Below are 16,700 nucleotides of genomic sequence, written 5' to 3' on the forward strand. Positions count from 1 at the left end.
CAACAACTCCTAAAATTGAAAATAAATAAATTGAGATTCCGAATATCCCGGGCCATAGACTCCGAAAATCAAGGTGGCCACAATTAAGAGCAAGACCAGGACCCAGCGGAGGACAAAGGGCCCCTTGGCCAAAGATTCTCTCAAGGGATAGCCCCGGTACTTGATTCCATCTACCAGGGTCAAGACCAGCAAGCTCCCTAGGATGGGATAGAGCCCCGTCATACCCAATTGACTGGCAGAAACTTCCCCAAGCCAGGTCCGGATCCCCCAATGGGCCCGGAAAAATTGACCAATATAGGCCAGGCCCTGGGAGATATTATCTGCCCTGAAAAAAACAAAGGCCAGGACGACAATGGTAAAAGTATAGACCCTTTTGAGACCCGACAGGATAAAAGATCCTCCTTCTGTTTGAGTCTTTTTAGCCGGTCTTGTCTTTTTCAACCAAACTTCCAGACTGTTAAAAAATCCATGGATGAGCCCCCATAGGACAAAACTCATCTCTGCCCCGTGCCAAAGGCCCGAAACTCCAAAGACAATGAGGATGTTGGCCAGGTTCCTTCCCAGGCTCACCCGGCTGCCTCCCAGGGGGATGTAGAGATAGTCTCGAAACCAGCTGGATAGAGAAATATGCCAGCGCCGCCAAAATTCCACAATGGACTTGGACAAAAGAGGCTCCTTAAAGTTATCCATCAAGTCGATACCCAGAATCTTGGCCGACCCCTTGGCTATAAGGGAGTAGGAATAAAAATCGCAATAGATTTGCAGGGTAAAAAAGACCGCCCCCATCAAGAGGCTAAAGCCCGAAAAACTTTCCAGGTTGCCAAAAACTTCGTTGACAAAAATCGCCACCCGGTCAGCCAGGACCAATTTAAGAAAATAGCCCCAGGCCAGGTCCAGACCTCCCAAGACCAAGTTTTCATAGGCAAAGGTCCCTCCCCTTTTTAATTGGGGCAAGAGGTTTACAGACCGCTCAATGGGCCCTGCCACCAATTGGGGGAAAAAGGACACAAAAAGACCGTATTGGATGAGGTTTTTCTCTGCCGGCAGTTCTCTGCGGTAGACATCCAGAGTATAGCCCAGGGCCTGGAAGGTATAAAAAGAAATCCCCACAGGTAAGAGAAAGTCCACTGTCCTCTTTAAGGGACTCATGTGGAAGACCCCAGCAAAAAAGTTTAGGCTCTGGATGGCAAAATTGGCATATTTAAAAAGAAATAAAATCCCCAGGTTAATGAGAAAACAAAAAAAGACAAAGACCTTCCTCCGGGTCTCATCCTGACTCTTATCCAGCAAGAGTCCCGTGACATAGGTCACCAAAATCGACAGGACCATCAGGAGGGTGTATTTTACATTCCAGCAAGAATAGAAAAATAAGCTGGCTGCCAGTAAAAAAGGTTTTTTTAGTTTTCCCGGCAAGAGGAAGTAAAAAACCACTACCATGGGAAAGAAAAGCAAATAAGAAATGGAATTAAAAAGCATAGGTCCTCCCTGAAATCTTTACTTCTATCATAGTATATCACGAAAGAGATTTCAAAAGATATTTGCAGAAGAGCCATGGCTTTTGTCCTTCACTTTTTTAAAAATTCTAGCCAATGATCCTGGTGAAAGAGACAAGTCTTTTAAAAAAGCGACTAGGAATCTTTTATCCCTAATCGCTTCTTAATCTATTTTTTAGTCTCGCAGGATGATCTTCAAGAGATAATCTTCCTGCTTGTCCTTAAAGAGCTTGTCGGCTTCATTGACATTGGCCCACTTAAAGACTAGCTCTGTCCCTTCCCCCTCTGGCAACTGGATCTTGAAATTCTGCACATTTGGCGATATCCCTTCCAGCATGTTTTCTTTCTTTATGGGATAGGCTATCTTGTTATAGGAAGTTAGGTCCAAATAAGCCCCTTCCTCAAGACTCCAGGTATTTATAGGGAGGTACTGGGGAAGACTAATTTCAAGGTCATCCCTTCCCTTGTCTATTTTTACCTCTATTTCAGAGCCTGTGTGGACTCCCCCTACTAGGTCCATGGGGTAGGTCTTACCGTTTACCAAGGCTAGATTATTTTTGGGATAGCCCTTGTCATCTAGGGGAAAGTCTAGGACTTCCCCTGAAGCTGGGCTATTTTTATTGCTACAAGCACTTAGCAAAAATATGGACAAGACCAAGACTGGGAAAAGTTTACTCAATAAGGTCTTTTTGTAGCTGGCCATGGCTTGGCTCCTTTCCAAAAGGGCTCTATGCCCTTGTCTTAGGATCAGTTCTTTTTAACGGTTTTCAATGCTCTCAATCCGTTTTTTCAATTGGTCGATTTGGGTCTTAAACTGCCCTTCTTTTTCTCTTTCCTTGGCTACTAGAGCTTCGGGTGCTTTACTTACAAAGCCTTGGTTGGCTAATTTTTTCACCACCCGGTCTAATTCGGACTCGGCCGTGGCCAATTCTTTCTTCAATCTTTGGACTTCTTTTTCATAGTCTACCAGGTCTTCCAGGGGCATGTAGTATTCTACCCCTTGGGATACAACAGATAGGTGGTCTCCTTCCAGGTCTTTGGGATTTTCAATCCATTCAAAACCTGTGGAGAAGCCTTGGGTTTTAAAGAATCCTTCAGTCCCTTCCAGGGCTTCTTTAGCCTTGGTGTCTTGGCTGTAAAGGAGGGTCTTGGATTTTTTGTTGGGGGCAATGTTCATTTCTGCCCGGGCATTCCGGATGGCCCGAATGGCTTCTTGGACCCTTCCCAACTTGTCTTCTGCCTCAGGATCCAGGTAGCTGTCGTCTTCTTCTGGCCAATGGTTGACCATTAAGAAGTCTTGGCTGTCAGGAAGCTTGGACCAGATTTCTTCTGTAATAAAGGGCATAAAGGGATGGAGCAGGCGGAGGATGTCTTTTAAGACAGCAGCCAAAACGCTCACAGCCACTTTCTTATCTTCTGCATCTTGGCTAAAGAGACGGGGTTTTACCAGTTCAATATACCAGTCACAGAAGTCGGACCAAATATAGTTTAAGACGGCATCGGCAGCCAGTCCCAGGTCGTAGTGGTCTAATTTTTCTGCCACTTCCCGGGCCACTCTTTGGCCCTTGGAAAGGATCCACCGGTCTTCCAGTTGCAAGTCCTTGATGTCTTTTAGGTCATAGAGGTCGTCAGTCATGTGCATAAAGACAAAACGAGAGGCGTTCCAAAGCTTATTGGCAAAGTTCCGGTTGGCTTCCACCCGGTCAATGGAAAACCGCATGTCGTTGCCGGGGCTATTTCCTGTAATTAGGGTAAAGCGCAGGGCATCTGCTCCGTATTGGTCGATGATTTCCAAGGGGTCAATTCCATTGCCCAAGGACTTGGACATCTTCCGTCCTTGCTCATCCAGAACCAGACCCGTTAAAAAGACATCCTTAAAGGGTAATTGGCCCGTTTGTTCCAAGGCAGAGAAAACCATCCGAACCACCCAGAAAAAGATAATGTCATAACCTGTACAGAGGACATTGGTGGGATAAAAATAGTCCAGGTCCTGGGTCTTATTGGGCCATCCCAGGGTGGAGAAGGGCCAAAGGGCTGAGGAGAACCAGGTGTCCAGGGTGTCGGGATCCCGGTGGACCGACCCGCCACAAGCGGGGCACTTGTCAATTTCCTTGGTGGAAACCTCTACATGGTCGCAGTGGTCGCAATAGTAGACAGGCATTTGGTGGCCCCACCAAAGTTGACGAGAGATACACCAGTCCCGGATGTTTTCCAGCCAATGGCTGTAGATTTTTCCAAAACGGTCAGGAATAAAGTGGAGGTCTCCCTTTTGGTAGGCTTCCAGGGCCGGTTTGGCCAGGGGTTCCATCTTGACAAACCATTGCTTGGAAATCAAGGGTTCAATAACTGTCTTACAGCGCTCGCAATGGCCTACTGCATTGTGGTGGTTGTCGATTTTAACTAAAAGACCCTTTTGATCAAAGTCTTCTACAATTTTCTTCCGGGCTTCAAACCGTTCCAGGCCGGCATAGGGTCCTGCATTTTCATTTAAATAACCCTTTTGGTCAATGACAATACATTGGCCCAGGTCATGACGTGCTCCAACTTCAAAGTCGTTGGGGTCATGGGAGGGGGTAATCTTTACAGCCCCAGTTCCAAAGTCCATTTCTACATAACTGTCGGCAATAATGGGAATCTCCCGGTCCATAAAGGGTAGTTGGATGGTCTTGCCTACCAGGTCTGTGTAGCGGTCATCTTCTGGATTGACGGCCACAGCCAAGTCCCCCGGAATGGTTTCGGGTCTAGTGGTGGCTACTTGTAAATAACCCGACCCGTCTGTCAAGGGGTATTTGAAGGTCCAAATCTTTCCATCATGCTCAATGTGCTCTACTTCTGCATCAGAAATAGCTGTTTGGCAGTGGGGGCACCAGTTGATAATCCGGTCTCCCCGGTAGATTAGGTCCTTTTCATAGAGTTCCATAAAGACCTCTTCCACAGCCTTGGATAGGTTGTCATCCAGGGTAAAGGCCTCCCGATCCCAGTCACAGGACACTCCCAGCTTCTTCAACTGGTTCTTGATATTGCCACCATATTCTTCTGTCCAGGCCCAGGCTTCCTTTAAAAATTCTTCCCGGCCCAGGGCTTCCTTGGACTTGCCTTGGGATTTAAGTTTTTCCACGACCTTGGCTTCGGTGGAAATAGACGCATGGTCTGTTCCCGGCAAGAAGAGGGCTTGGTAACCCTTAAGGCGTTTGAAGCGGATTAAAATATCTTGAATGGTGTTGTTTAGGGCATGGCCCATGTGTAAATTTCCCGTTACATTTGGCGGGGGCATGACAATGGTGTAGGGTTCCTTTGACCGGTCTACTTCCGGATGAAAGGCATGGTTCTCCATCCACTCCCCATAAATTCGATCCTCAAAATCCTTGGGATCATATGTTTTTGCTAGTTCTTTCACTCTGACCTCCTCAATATATCCATAAAAAAATCCCCATCCAAAAGGACGAGGAACGCGGTACCACCTTAATTTCGTAATTATACGACACTTTTAACCCATAACGGAGTCACCCGAAACCCTTGGTTCCCAACAAAAAGCAACCTTCACCGGCTTCCCCTGTCAATTTCCAGCAAGCATTGACTCTCTGTAAGCTTCCACCAGCTACTCCTCTTTCTTATACGGTATATACATTCATTATAAGAGCTGGGGCCCAGCCTGTCAAGAAACTTCCTGCCCCTTTTCCCAAAAGAAAAAAAGACCCCGTCCTGGCAAACCAGGTGGGGTCCAATTTTTTAACCTAGCGGGGAGTAAAGCCCATTTTCTTGTAGACCTTCCGTAAAATCTTAGTCGCCCGTCTTGAGGCCTTTTCTGCCCCTTGGCGGTAGACTTCTTCCAAGTAGGCCTTGTCGCTGCGAATTTCATGGAAGCGGTCCCGGATGGGTCCAATTTCTCCAATGACAGCTTCCGCCACGTCTTCCTTTAAGACTCCATAGCCCTTGCCATCATAGTCCTTTAAAAGGTCTTCAATGGTCCGACCGGAACAAGCAGAATAGATATCCAGGAGGTTTTTCACCCCGGCTTGCTGGTCATTGTAGGCAATATGGCCTTCTGAATCCGTCACAGCCCGTTTGAACTTCCGACGGATGACATCGTCTTGGTCCAAAATCAAGATAAAGGAGTTTTCATCCGCATCGGACTTGGACATCTTCTTGGTGGGGTCTTGGAGGCTCATAACCCGACCTCCCACCTTGGCCTTGAGCATTTCCGGCAAGACAAAGGTTTCAGAATAGCGAGAGTTAAAACGTTCTGCCAGGTCTCTTGTAATTTCAATATGTTGCTTTTGGTCGTCTCCCACCGGGACATAGTGGGTCCCATAAAGGAGGATGTCTGCCGCCATAAGGACAGGATAGTTTAAGAGGCCGGCATTGACTTCATTGGTTTTTTCTGCCTTGGACTTAAACTGGGTCATCCTTTGCAATTGACCCAGGCCTGTCATGGTATTTAAGAGCCACATTAATTCCACATGGGCCGGAACGTGGGACTGGATATAGATGGTAGACTTGTCTGGGTCAATCCCTACAGCCAGGTAGAGGGCCAGGATGTCCAGACTATGGGCCCTTAAAACCTTGGGCTCTTGAGGGACGGTTATAGCGTGCATGTCGGCTATACAATAAATACAGTCATAGTCTTCTTGGAGGGGCGGAAAGTTCCTTAAGGCCCCTATATAATTTCCCAGGGTTAGGTTCCCTGAGGGTTGAATTCCACTATATACGATTTTTTTATCCATAAAATTTCCTTTCAAACTGCTGATGGTCTTTCAAAAGAAATCTTCCCTGTGTTACAATAGAAGGCAAACACTTAAGGAGGAAATCTATGTATTGGTTTTATAAAAAAGGTCCGAAAAATAACTTGTGCGATGTCCCGGGAGTCCGGGTGGGCCACTTGACCCTGGAAGACCCTAGCCGGGGAGTCCACACGGGGATTACGGCCATCCTACCACCGGGAGACAACCCCTATCGGGATAAATTCATTGCCGCCGCCCACCGGATCAACGGCTTTGGCAAGCCCCTGGGCCTGGACCAAGTCCGGGAGCTGGGAGAGATTGAGTCCCCCATCCTCTTAACCAACACCCTATCCATTGGGGATGCCTGTCGGGGACTTTTGGACTACATGATAGACTTGGACCCAACCATTGGCCGTCCCACCACCATCAACCCCCTGGTTTTGGAGTGTAATGATGGGAATATCAATGACATCCGCCTCATGGCCCTGGAGCCTGGACATGCCCTGGAAGCCATCCAGTCTGCCAGAGAAGATTTTGACCAGGGATCCCTAGGAGCCGGAACTGGCATGGTCTGCTATGGCCTCAAGGGAGGCATCGGGTCCGCTTCCAGGGTCCTGGAAGTCCAAGACAAGACCTACACCCTGGGAGCCCTGGTCCTAGCCAATTTTGGATCCACCCAGGACCTTTGCATCCTGGGTCAAAAGCTGGGTCCTGACCTAGTCCAAGAGGAAACGGAAGACCAGGGATCCATTGTCACCATCCTGGCCACAGACCTTCCCCTGGATTCCCGCCAGCTCCTCCGCCTTTGTAAAAGGGTCCAATCCGGCATCGCCCGAACCGGGTCCTTTAGCGGTCACGGTAGCGGAGAATTCGCCCTGGCCTTTACTAGCTGCCCTAATCCTTCTATCAAAGATCCTGACCTAAACCCCATCTTTCGCGCCACTGTGGAAGTGGTGGAAGAAAGCATCCTAAAGAGCCTCTACCTCAACCAATCCAAGAGGGCATATTCAGGCAAGGTCTTCCAGTCCTTACAAGACCGGGCCCGGGACCGCAGAGTCATCCTACCAGACCTAGCGACGGACTAGTTGGTCCATCCGGTCTTGAACTGTCTTTAAAAGATTGTCATAGTCAATCTTGGTCAATTGACGGTCCTTTAAGACAAATTCCCCATCAATTAAGACCGATTCTACATCTTCTGCCTGGGCAGAATAGCAAAGGGCGGAGATTAGGTTGTTCTTGGGGGTAAAGGAGGCTGATTTCAAGTTGAAGATGGCTAAATCAGCTGCCTTACCCTCTTCAATGGATCCTACTTGGTCCTCTAGCCCCAGGGCCTTGGCCCCGTTAATGGTGGCCATCTTTAAGATTTCCATGGCCGGTAGGGCCTTGGGATCCATGCTGACAGCCTTGTTGACAATGGATCCAATGTGGATTTCTTCCAATATATTTTGATTGTTGTTGGAGGAATCTCCATCGGTTCCAATCCCCATGACAATGCCCTTGTCCAGCATCTTTTGTACCGGGGTGAAGCCTGAGGCCAATTTTAGGTTACTGGAGGGGTTGTAGATGGGATAAAAACGCCGATTCTTTACCAGGTCCATCTCTTCCTCAGTAATGTGGACACAGTGGGCCGCAATGACATGGAGGTCCAACATACCCAAAGATTCAATATATTGGATGGGGGTCATGTAGTGGTCCCGTTTACAGTCTTCCACTTCCTTGATGGTTTCGGACATGTGGATGTTAATAACCCCGTCCATTTCCTTGGCCAGGTCAATAATTTCCTTTAAATAGTCCTCGCCACAGGTGTAGATGGCGTGGGGAGAAGGCACCACCCGGAGACGGCCCTTGCCTTTTTTGTGGTATTTTTGATAGAGGGCCCGGGTTTGGTCCAGCTTCAAATCCTTGTCCCCGTCCTCAATCAAGCCCCGGGTCAAGATACCCCTCATCCCAATTTCCAAGGCGGCATCTCCCACCCGGTCCATTTCATAGTATTGGTCACAAAAACAAGTGGCCCCAGACCGGATCATTTCAGCCATGGACAGCAGGGACCCCCAGTAGATGTCCTCCCGGTTTAACTTGGCTTCAATGGGCCAAATGGCATCTTCCAGCCAGGTTTGCAGTTCTAAGTCGTCGGCATAGTTCCGTAAAAGACTCATGCCCAGGTGGGTGTGTCCGTTGATAAAGCCCGGGGTTACTAATTTTTCCCGACCATCCAAGACCTCGTCTGCCAGGACGTCTAAATTTTTCCCAATCTTGGCAATCCGCCCCTCCTCAATATAGAGGTCCATATCCTCCTGGATTTTTTCTTCAATTACATCTAAAAAACGTGTATTTCTAATCAATAATGACATAATCATCCCCCTTTTCTTTTAGTATATCAAAAGATGGGTCCTTTTACATAAGATTTTTCCGGTCTTTTTAGCAAAAATTTCCTTAAACCCTTTACCCCAGGCTCCAAATAGTGTATAATGCTTCATGGCTTATAAATTATCGCGGCAGAAAATTTATAGGAGATGAAAATTTAATGGCAAAGATGATGGGACCCCGTTTTAAAGAATCTAGAAGATTGGGGTTAAATGTATGCGGGCATCCAAAGGCTATGAAACGTGCCGTAAAGGGAACTGCTCGTTCAGACAAAAAATTAACTGAATATGGTAAGCAATTATTAGAAAAACAACGTCTTCGTGCTTACTACGGCGTTATGGAAAAACAATTTGTAAACTACTTCCTAGAAGCAAAGAAATCCAAGGAACAAACAGGTCCAGCCCTAGTTAAGATTCTTGAATCTCGCTTGGACAACATGACCTACCGCATGGGATTTGCTTCTTCCATCCGTCAAGCTCGTCAAATGGTAACCCATGGACACATGCTTGTAAATGGTAAAAAAGTAGATATTCCTTCCTACCGTTTAAGCGTTGGCGACCAAGTTGCTCTAGCTCCAAGAGGAAAAAAAGTTGACTTATTTAAAGACAACTACGAAACAAACTTCGTAACTTCCTATCCTTACATCAGCAAGGACAAGGACCTAAAGGCAACCTTCTCTGCTGAAATCAACCGTGAAGATATTCCAGTAGAAATTGAAGACCAATTAATCGTTGAATTCTATTCTAAGAATATGTAATTCATCAAAGAGAGCCTCGGCTCTCTTTTTTTATGCCCTTCCACAAAAAAAAGTGCTTGGATCCAAATCCAGCACTTTTTTCTGGTTCTATAATAAATGTTGGGGTCCCCCTAGACTCCAACATTTATTTTTTGCCATAAAAAATGCACTTATCTCTTTTTTCCTTTACAATAAAGTTACCACAACAAAATGAAAGGGTGAGATAAGTGCAAAACTATACTAACACAAATCTATTGAATTTAAAAGGTGTCTCTATTGACGAGGTGGTCTCTTTTGATGATCACATTGATGTAAAACTCCATTCTTTATACAAGGAGGGACTTTGTCCTGTTTGTGGGCATAAGACCTCTCGCATCCATGATTATCGTCTGCAAAGGATCCAACATACGCCCATTGGCTTGCGGAAGGTCTTTCTTTTTCTTCGGAAGAAGCGCTTTGTTTGTCCTCATTGTCAGAAGCGTTTTTATGAGTCTTTGGATTTCTTAGCTCCTTATTCTAGACGGACTAAGGATCTCCACTTCTTTATCCAAGACCAATTAAAACAGGTCCGGTCTTTATCTTCTATTGCCAAGGACTTGGGTTTATCTTCCTCTTGTCTCACAAGCTATCTAAAGTTGGCTCCAAGGAGGCGGCCAAATCTTCCTCGGGTCTTAAGTATGGATGAGTTTAAGGGAAATGCTGGTGGGGATAAATACCAATGTATTTTAGTGGATCCAATCCATCACCAGGTACTGGATATTTTACCCTCTCGACGAAAGAAGGCTTTAATGGACTACTTTTCTTCTTTTCCCAAGGAAGAACGAAGAAGGGTGAAGTATGTGGTTATGGATATGAGTCATCTTTTCTACGCCGTCTTAAAGGAATTCTTCCCTCAGGCAACCTTCATTGCGGATAAGTTTCATTTTGCCAGACAAGTCTTTTGGGCCTTAGAGAATGTCCGCAAGACACGACAAAAGACAAGGGATGCAAAGTATCGTCTCTACTTTAAACGGTCCAAGTCCATCCTACGGAAAAAAGGCAGTCGGCTAAGCCCCGAAGAAAAAGAAAAATTGGAGCTAATGCTTTGGCAAGACAAGGAAATCAAAGAAGCTTATCTTTTAAAAGAACGCTTTTATGACGTCTTAGATGCCTCCAGCAAAGAAGAAGCAAGACAGGCCTTAGACAAGTGGCTGTGGGTTGCTAAAGAAAGTGGATTAAAGGAATTTAAAGCCAGTATTCGGGCCTATGAAAACTGGAAAGAAGAAATCCTAAACGCCTTTTCCACAGGCATCACCAATGGACAAACAGAAGGCTTTAACAACAAAATCAAAGTGATTAAACGGGTTTCCTATGGGTATCGGAATTTTGAGAACTTTAAGAGTCGCATTTTAATGGTCTTTCGAGCATAAGAAAGGGGCGAGAATGAATCTCACCCCAACATTTGACAAAGAGCCTTTTTTCTTTAATCTTCTTTTGACTTAACCACCAGGACAGAAACCTTGGATTGGTTCAGGACCTTGGAGGAAACACTGCCCAGGAGGGTCCTGGAGAAGGCCCCTAGGCCCCGGTTACCCATGACAATCAAGTCCACTTCTTTTTCCAGGGCCACTTCTTCAATTTCTTGGGAGGCACTACCTGTAGTGTAGAGGGTTTCAAGACCATAGGGATAGTCCTTTAAGCTTTTTTCCACATCTTCAAGGATAAATTCCGCCCTTTCCTGGTTGGCCTTGGACACTTCCATGCTATAGGGGAAATTCGATGGATATTGCTCAAAAATACTGACTTCCGGAATAACAGTCAGGATAATAAGGTCGGATTGGAATTTTTCTCCAATTTCACAGGCCGCCTTGATAATCTTTTTCGAGGCCTTGGACCCATCGATGGGGATTAAAATACGTTTAAACATAGACTCACCTCTTTCTAGTCTATTTATACCCCATTTGTCCCATTTCAACAGGAAAAATTCCCAATAAAAAAACGGTGGTTTCCCACCGCTTCTTAATTTTCTAATACATAGACAACAACATTTCTACGGCCAAAGCGTCTGGCTTCAGCGCTGGACCCGTAGAAAAGGTCGATTCTTTTTCCCTTGATGGCTCCGCCGGTATCTTCTGCTACTGCATAGCCATAGGTTGGAAAACCGTCAGCACTTTCAATGTAGAGCTTGCTTCCAAGAGGAATCACTCTGGGGTCTACAGCTACGGCGCCAATTCTTGCCCGGGTTCCCAGGGCTGTCCTGGAACCGGCACTGGGGTCATAGGCTGTTGCCTGCATGACAATCTTCTTAAGAACTTGCTTGCCTTCAAAATTCACCTTGGAATAGGTGGATGTTTGTGGTCTTTCCTTGGTTCCCACTTGGGTAATTTCCGGAAGCATTTCTTGAACCACTTGACTGGCGGTTACCATGGTTCCTGTCACTTGACCAGCAATTTTTGTCACTTCCACTTGGTCGTTGACAATTCCATTGATTCCCTTTTGGATGACCTTTCTTTGTCCCTTGTAGAGTTGGTCGGTTTCCACCGTTTCCTTAGTGAAAGGAATTTCCCGAGTTTGGACACTCTTGCTGGTCCGGTGGGTGGTTACTTGAACTACTGTTCCCAAAGGAACCACTTGGTCTCTTGCTGGAAGGACTTGGTCTTGGTCTTCTATATAGACACCTGCCGCCCCTAGGATTCCTTGGGCCGTATCTCCAGCAACCCGAACTCGTTTGATTTGTCCGTCTACGATTAAAACCCGGTCTCTTTCTTGAGAAACCACAATTTCCTTATCCCTTAATTCATCCAGGGGGGTTGTCAATTCAGGACTTACCCAGGTCTTGTCGCTTACCAGAATTCCTTCTTCTTTTAAAGCATCTGCCAGGGTTTGTCCCTTTAGGCTGATTTCTTTTTTACTTCCGTTAAATTGTATGTTTACTTTTCCCCCAATAAAACCTGTTAACAATGGCGTAACAGTGAGTAGGCCAGCCATGGATACCAGGCTGAGTCTTTTGCGCCAATTCATGTTTTACGGACACCTCCAATAATTTTTTGATTACAATCTTGTATAATTTGTTACTAATTTGTTACTTCTGTAATTTTTACAAGTCTAATTGTAACCTTTTTGTTTCTTTTTGTCAATGAAAGATCTCTTTTTTAGCGCAAAAAAATAAAAACTGCCCGGTTAAAACAAGTAACCAAGCAGTTTTTCGCCTTTTTATTTAATTATTACAATTCGGTGACAGGTCAAGAGTTTTCACCTTTTTTAATGACTTGGACAAGACCTAGGGTTAGGCCCGCCGTCATCCCCCAGATGACATAGTCCTGCCAAGAGTAAAAATAAATCCTCTCCTTGGTCAAGGACCAGGGGTAGTCCCTACCTCCCGGAATCAGTCCTAGGGGAAAGTTCTCCGGCAAGTCCAGGCTGGTTTTCAGGTCATAAGCCTGGGGTTCTTCTTTTAAGAAAAAATCTAGGGGCACTGCAAAGACATGGTCCACCTCTCGAGGATTGGGCCGGATGTCTTCCAGGTCAAGGCCTCGAATTTCCCCTACAAAGGCCCGGACAGCCCGGCCATCTCGCCGGATGACATAGTCCGCCTCTCCATAGATTTCAATTTGGGACTCTTCCAGGTTGAGTTCCTCCATGGCTTCTCTTAGGGCAGCCTGGCGAGGACTCTCTCCTTCTTCAATAGACCCTCCGGGAAAGGAAATTTCCCCAGGCTGGGTCCTTAAGTCCGCCGCCCTCTTTTCAAATAAGATGCGGAGGCCTCCCTGGACCCGGATTAGGGGAATCAAAACGGCATGGCGGTTCTCTATAAAAAGGGGCCCTGCCTGCCTCTTTTGAAAAAGATCCTTAAGCTTCATGGGATTTTTCATCCTTCAATTGGCTGGTACAGTGGGGGCAACGACTGGCCTTTAAGGGGACTTCACTTAAACAATAAGGACAGGTTTTTGTCGTAGGCTCTGCCACTTCTTCCTTCTTAAAGAGTTTAGGTGCAGCCAGGATTTTCTTCAGAGTAATAAAGATGACAAAGGCAATAATAAGGAAGTTGACAATATTCTGGATAAAACTTCCATAGGCTAAGACTGCCGTAGCCTCCTTGGCCGCTGCAATGTTGGGGTAGGACTTGCCATCCAGGGCAATATAGAGGTTACTAAAGTCAATCCCCCCAATAATGAGGCCCACCAGGGGCATAATGACATCGTCCACTAAAGAGGCCACAATTTTCCCGAAGGCCCCTCCAATAATGACCCCGATGGCCATATCTATGACATTGCCCTGGGCAATAAAGTCTTTAAATTCTTGCAAGGTCTTTTTCATCTGAATCTCCTTTCTATTCTTTCTTTCTATGTAGTGATACCCCTTTTTCTGCTATAATATTCCTAAAAGGAGGATATCATGCGTAAAAGTTGGAATGAATATTTTATGGAAATTACAGAAATGGTGGCCAGCCGGTCCACCTGCGACCGGGCCTTTGTGGGCTGCGTCTTAGTCAACAAGGACCACCGGATTGTCTCTACAGGCTATAACGGGTCTGTGGCTGGCAACCCCCACTGCTCTGAAGTGGGCCACACCATGCGAGATGGCCACTGTATTGCCACCATCCATGCAGAAATGAACGCCCTCTTGTATTGTGCCAAGGAGGGGATCCCCGTCAAGGGTTGCACTGCCTATGTCACCCACTTCCCCTGCCTCAACTGCTCCAAGGCCCTAATCCAGGCTGGCATCGAAAAAATCTACTATAAAAATGCCTACCGGGTGGACGACTACGCCCTGGACCTTTTTGAAAAAAACGGCGTCCATCTAGAGCAAATCAATCCTGGTCAGGAAGGATAAAGTCCGCTTCCTTGGCCAATTGGTCAGCCTTTTCATTGCCGGCAACCCCAGTATGGGCCTCTACCTTGACAAAGTCCACCTGGACCTGGTCCTTAATGGACTGGTAAAAGTCATGGTAGGCCTGGGTTTGGACCTTGTTCCTTTTCCAGTCTCCCAGGGCCCAATGGCAAATCCCGGCATAGTCATAATGGATGATGAGTTTACTCATCCCCTTTTTTTGTGCAAACTTCATGGCCTCCATGGCCCCGTAAATTTCTCCCGCCACATTCCGCATGGAAGATGCCTCGTCCTTGTGAAAACGCCCAGACCACTCTGCCTGGTCCCCGTCTCCAAAAAGGCAATAGACCCCAAAAGAGTAGGAAGCATCCTCCTGGCGGTAGGACCCGTCTACATAGGCCACCAGCGTATCGGGGTCTGGAGCCTGGGTCAAAGCCTCCCGGTCTAGACTGGCCTCAGGTCCCCCAACCAGGTAGGCCTGGGCCTCTTCTTCCGTCTTAAAACTCTTAAACTGGGCCCCCTTAAAGCCCCGAACCTGGTCCTGGCAGTCAGGCCAGGACCTGTAAATCCCCGGGACCCGGCCCTGGCGTACTGCATAATACTTAGCCATGGTATTCCCTTTCCACTTTCTTTCGCAGGTCCAAAAGACTCATACCCTCTCGGTCTGCAATTTTTTTCAAATCTTCATACTCAAAACTATAGCCCCCGTCAAAGACCTTGACCCCTAGAGGGCCAAAAGAGCTGGTAAAAGTCTCCAGCTTCCGCTTCCTCTCATAGCGGTCCACAGGATAATAGCGTAAACCCAGGCTGGTGGTGTGGGCCCAAACCAGGTCTCGGGCCCCCTCTAAAAGGTCCTCTTCCACCAAGATGGAAAGCAGGTAGGCTGGTCGGTTTTTCTTCATATAGACGGGGCTAAACCAAACATCCAAGACCCCTAGGTCAAAGAGCTTGTCCATGCAATAGGCCAGGTCTTCTCCCAGCATATCGTCCAGGTTGCAGTCCATTTGATAGATGGATTTTTTTCCATCCTCTTGGGTCAAGACCCCCCTTAAGACATTGGGAATGTCCAGGTCCCGACTGCCGGCCCCATAGCCCACTTTTCCTCCTTGGAAGAATCCTGAAGAATACTTGCCATAGTAGGCCAAAATACATGCTCCGGTCGGTGTCATCAGTTCCATCTCTACAGGTCCCTTTTTAAAGGGAATGCCGGCCTGTAAGAGAATATCTTGGGTCGCCGGAGCCGGCACCGGATAGAGACCATGGGCACAAGTCACAAAGCCATCCCCTACATTGGGCCTGGTAAAGTCGAAGGAATCAAGACCCAGGTCGTCCATCAAAATAGCCGCCCCAATCATGTCCACTAAGGAATCCGTAGCCCCTACCTCATGGAAGTGGACCTCTTCCAGGGGCTTGTGGTGGATCTTGGCTTCACTTTTTCCCAAAAGGATAAAGAGATTTTTCGCATCCTCCTTGACCCGGTCCTTGAGACCCGACCGGTCAATGAGGTCCAGGATGGTCTTTAGGTCCCGGTGGCCATGGTGGTGGTCATGATGGTGGTCATGATGGTGAGCATGGTCATGACCCTGGGAACAAATGACATCTACATAGCAGGAGTGGATGCCATTTTTTTCCAAATGACTGACCTGGATCTCATAGCCGGCAAAGTCCACCTTGGCCAATTCCTGCCGAAGGACCTCCTCCCGGGCTCCCAGGTCCAAGAGTAGGGCCAAAAACATATTTCCGCTAATTCCTGCAAAAGGTTCCAATTGTAAGTTCATTTCTTCTCCTTGTTTAAAGACCCCTGGCGGTAACCCCTGGGGTCGATATCCACTTGGTCATATCCATACTTCTTTAACTCTTCCCGGATGGGGGCCAGCAAGTCTTGGGCCCGAGCCACCTGACTTGCCTCTACTTCAATAGAAGTCCCCCTTCCCAGGGTCCGTAAACGGACATGGTTAAAGCCCAAAGACTTCAGATAGGCCTCGCCTGCTTCCACCCTTTTTAGGTCCTCAGCTTCAATGGCGTGGTTGGGGTAGATCCGACTGGCAAGACAGGCATCGCTGGGCCGGTTCCAGGTTGACAGTCCCCTGGCCTTGGCCTCCTGACGAATTTGGTCCTTGGTCCAATGACAGGCCAAAAAGGGGCTAACCACTCCCAGCTCTTCCAGGGCTTGGCGACCAGGCCGGTAGTCACCCAGGTCGTCCAGGTTGCTCCCGTCACAAACCACAGCCAGGCCCCTTTCCCGGGCCAGGTCCAAAAACTTCTCAAAGATCATTTTTTTACACCAATAGCAGCGGTTTTCCGGATTGGCCACAACCCGGTCCGGCAGGTCTTGAAAGTCCAGTTCAAGGATCTCCAAGGGCCACTGCCGCCTTTCCGCCTCCTCTAAAACAATCCTCTTGTCTTCTTGGGTTTGGAAAGCCATATTCATAAAAACTCCCAGGACCCGGTCCCTTCCTAGGCTTTCCACAGCCAGGTCCATTAAAAGGCTAGAATCCACTCCCCCGGAAAAAGCCACCAGGATCGAGGGATAGCCCCTTAAATAATCTCGTATATCTTCCATATTACACTCTTTCT

Annotated in this window: 16 protein-coding genes and 1 other annotated feature; of the genes, 4 read left to right on the forward strand and 12 right to left on the reverse strand. The window is 47.3% G+C overall.

The window, feature by feature from the left end:
- Positions 1–9 precede the first annotated feature (9 nt).
- The 4 genes from BQ7400_RS05545 to trpS all read right to left on the reverse strand — a co-directional run bounded on the left by BQ7400_RS05545 (position 10) and on the right by trpS (position 6,217).
- The gene (locus BQ7400_RS05545) at positions 10–1,476 is read right to left on the reverse strand and encodes an MBOAT family O-acyltransferase (protein WP_072469736.1); all 1,467 of its coding nucleotides are present in this window, start codon (positions 1,474–1,476) and stop codon (positions 10–12) included.
- A 192-nt stretch (positions 1,477–1,668) separates the two neighbouring features.
- Positions 1,669–2,196 carry a hypothetical protein gene (locus tag BQ7400_RS05550; protein ID WP_072469737.1) on the reverse strand — a complete coding sequence of 176 codons (528 nt, stop codon included), beginning with the start codon at positions 2,194–2,196 and terminating at the stop codon, positions 1,669–1,671.
- Between the two features lie 54 nt (positions 2,197–2,250).
- Entirely contained in the window at positions 2,251–4,890 is a 2,640-nt protein-coding gene (locus BQ7400_RS05555; RefSeq protein ID WP_072469738.1) for a valine--tRNA ligase, read from the reverse strand.
- Between the two features lie 38 nt (positions 4,891–4,928).
- Positions 4,929–5,117, reverse strand: a binding site (T-box leader).
- 110 nt (positions 5,118–5,227) lie between these two features.
- Entirely contained in the window at positions 5,228–6,217 is a 990-nt protein-coding gene (gene trpS, locus BQ7400_RS05565) for a tryptophan--tRNA ligase (RefSeq protein ID WP_072469740.1), read from the reverse strand.
- A gap of 86 nt (positions 6,218–6,303) precedes the next feature.
- On the opposite strand from trpS, the gene BQ7400_RS05570 reads away from it, so the two are divergent.
- A complete protein-coding gene (locus BQ7400_RS05570) occupies positions 6,304–7,299 on the forward strand; it encodes a P1 family peptidase (RefSeq protein ID WP_072469741.1) in 996 nt (331 codons plus the stop codon).
- Here BQ7400_RS05570 and BQ7400_RS05575 read toward each other — a convergent pair.
- The gene (locus tag BQ7400_RS05575) at positions 7,285–8,565 is read right to left on the reverse strand and encodes an amidohydrolase (protein WP_072469742.1); all 1,281 of its coding nucleotides are present in this window, start codon (positions 8,563–8,565) and stop codon (positions 7,285–7,287) included. The two genes, BQ7400_RS05570 and BQ7400_RS05575, sit on opposite strands and share 15 nt — an antisense overlap.
- A 173-nt stretch (positions 8,566–8,738) precedes the next feature.
- Between BQ7400_RS05575 and rpsD the strand changes: the two genes are divergently transcribed.
- Complete coding sequence (gene rpsD / locus BQ7400_RS05580) at positions 8,739–9,335, forward strand: 30S ribosomal protein S4 (protein WP_072469743.1); 597 nt, start codon at positions 8,739–8,741, stop codon at positions 9,333–9,335.
- Between the two features lie 233 nt (positions 9,336–9,568).
- Positions 9,569–10,723: an ISL3 family transposase gene (locus BQ7400_RS05585; protein WP_165478613.1), complete on the forward strand. Its 1,155-nt coding sequence runs from the start codon at positions 9,569–9,571 to the stop codon at positions 10,721–10,723.
- A gap of 53 nt (positions 10,724–10,776) precedes the next feature.
- Here BQ7400_RS05585 and BQ7400_RS05590 read toward each other — a convergent pair whose 3' ends face one another.
- The 4 genes from BQ7400_RS05590 to mscL form a co-directional block, all read right to left on the reverse strand.
- The gene (locus tag BQ7400_RS05590; protein WP_034437574.1) at positions 10,777–11,220 is read right to left on the reverse strand and encodes a universal stress protein; all 444 of its coding nucleotides are present in this window, start codon (positions 11,218–11,220) and stop codon (positions 10,777–10,779) included.
- 92 nt (positions 11,221–11,312) lie between these two features.
- A complete protein-coding gene (locus BQ7400_RS05595) occupies positions 11,313–12,314 on the reverse strand; it encodes a resuscitation-promoting factor (RefSeq protein ID WP_072469744.1) in 1,002 nt (333 codons plus the stop codon).
- A gap of 221 nt (positions 12,315–12,535) precedes the next feature.
- Positions 12,536–13,153, reverse strand: coding sequence for an NUDIX hydrolase (locus BQ7400_RS05600; RefSeq protein ID WP_072469745.1), 618 nt, complete (start codon positions 13,151–13,153; stop codon positions 12,536–12,538).
- Entirely contained in the window at positions 13,143–13,610 is a 468-nt protein-coding gene (gene mscL, locus BQ7400_RS05605) for a large conductance mechanosensitive channel protein MscL (RefSeq protein WP_072469746.1), read from the reverse strand. Before mscL ends, BQ7400_RS05600 begins: the two co-directional genes overlap by 11 nt.
- 78 nt (positions 13,611–13,688) lie before the next feature.
- Here mscL and BQ7400_RS05610 point away from each other — a divergent pair, with 78 nt between their 5' ends.
- Positions 13,689–14,126, forward strand: coding sequence for a deoxycytidylate deaminase (locus BQ7400_RS05610; RefSeq protein WP_034437570.1), 438 nt, complete (start codon positions 13,689–13,691; stop codon positions 14,124–14,126).
- On the opposite strand, the gene BQ7400_RS05615 is transcribed toward BQ7400_RS05610, so the two are convergent.
- From BQ7400_RS05615 to larE, 3 genes are read right to left on the reverse strand one after another with little or no spacing between them, the layout of a single operon-like run.
- Positions 14,104–14,733, reverse strand: a complete 630-nt coding sequence (locus BQ7400_RS05615) for a ribonuclease H1 domain-containing protein (protein WP_072469747.1) — start codon at positions 14,731–14,733, stop codon at positions 14,104–14,106. The two genes, BQ7400_RS05610 and BQ7400_RS05615, sit on opposite strands and share 23 nt — an antisense overlap.
- Positions 14,726–15,901 (reverse strand): nickel pincer cofactor biosynthesis protein LarC, encoded by a 1,176-nt coding sequence (larC, locus tag BQ7400_RS05620; RefSeq protein WP_072469748.1) that lies wholly within the window; start codon positions 15,899–15,901, stop codon positions 14,726–14,728. The genes BQ7400_RS05615 and larC overlap by 8 nt, the downstream gene beginning before the upstream one ends.
- On the reverse strand, positions 15,898–16,686 hold the full coding sequence (larE, locus tag BQ7400_RS05625) for an ATP-dependent sacrificial sulfur transferase LarE (RefSeq protein ID WP_072469749.1): 789 nt from the start codon (positions 16,684–16,686) through the stop codon (positions 15,898–15,900). The genes larC and larE overlap by 4 nt, the downstream gene beginning before the upstream one ends.
- Between the last annotated feature and the right edge of the window lie 14 nt (positions 16,687–16,700).

Origin of the sequence: Urinicoccus massiliensis, assembly GCF_900120405.1 — a bacterium.
In the GTDB taxonomy this organism is placed as follows: domain Bacteria; phylum Bacillota; class Clostridia; order Tissierellales; family Peptoniphilaceae; genus Urinicoccus; species Urinicoccus massiliensis.

Coding starts and splice junctions, on each gene's coding strand:
- BQ7400_RS05545 (WP_072469736.1), bottom strand. CDS start 1,476: ATGCTTTTTAATTCCATTTCTTATTTGCTTTTCTTTCCCATGGTAGTG.
- BQ7400_RS05550 (WP_072469737.1), bottom strand. CDS start 2,196: ATGGCCAGCTACAAAAAGACCTTATTGAGTAAACTTTTCCCAGTCTTG.
- trpS (WP_072469740.1), bottom strand. CDS start 6,217: ATGGATAAAAAAATCGTATATAGTGGAATTCAACCCTCAGGGAACCTA.
- BQ7400_RS05570 (WP_072469741.1), top strand. CDS start 6,304: ATGTATTGGTTTTATAAAAAAGGTCCGAAAAATAACTTGTGCGATGTC.
- BQ7400_RS05575 (WP_072469742.1), bottom strand. CDS start 8,565: ATGTCATTATTGATTAGAAATACACGTTTTTTAGATGTAATTGAAGAA.
- rpsD (WP_072469743.1), top strand. CDS start 8,739: ATGGCAAAGATGATGGGACCCCGTTTTAAAGAATCTAGAAGATTGGGG.
- BQ7400_RS05590 (WP_034437574.1), bottom strand. CDS start 11,220: ATGTTTAAACGTATTTTAATCCCCATCGATGGGTCCAAGGCCTCGAAA.
- BQ7400_RS05595 (WP_072469744.1), bottom strand. CDS start 12,314: ATGAATTGGCGCAAAAGACTCAGCCTGGTATCCATGGCTGGCCTACTC.
- BQ7400_RS05600 (WP_072469745.1), bottom strand. CDS start 13,153: ATGAAGCTTAAGGATCTTTTTCAAAAGAGGCAGGCAGGGCCCCTTTTT.
- mscL (WP_072469746.1), bottom strand. CDS start 13,610: ATGAAAAAGACCTTGCAAGAATTTAAAGACTTTATTGCCCAGGGCAAT.
- BQ7400_RS05610 (WP_034437570.1), top strand. CDS start 13,689: ATGCGTAAAAGTTGGAATGAATATTTTATGGAAATTACAGAAATGGTG.
- BQ7400_RS05615 (WP_072469747.1), bottom strand. CDS start 14,733: ATGGCTAAGTATTATGCAGTACGCCAGGGCCGGGTCCCGGGGATTTAC.
- larC (WP_072469748.1), bottom strand. CDS start 15,901: ATGAACTTACAATTGGAACCTTTTGCAGGAATTAGCGGAAATATGTTT.
- larE (WP_072469749.1), bottom strand. CDS start 16,686: ATGGAAGATATACGAGATTATTTAAGGGGCTATCCCTCGATCCTGGTG.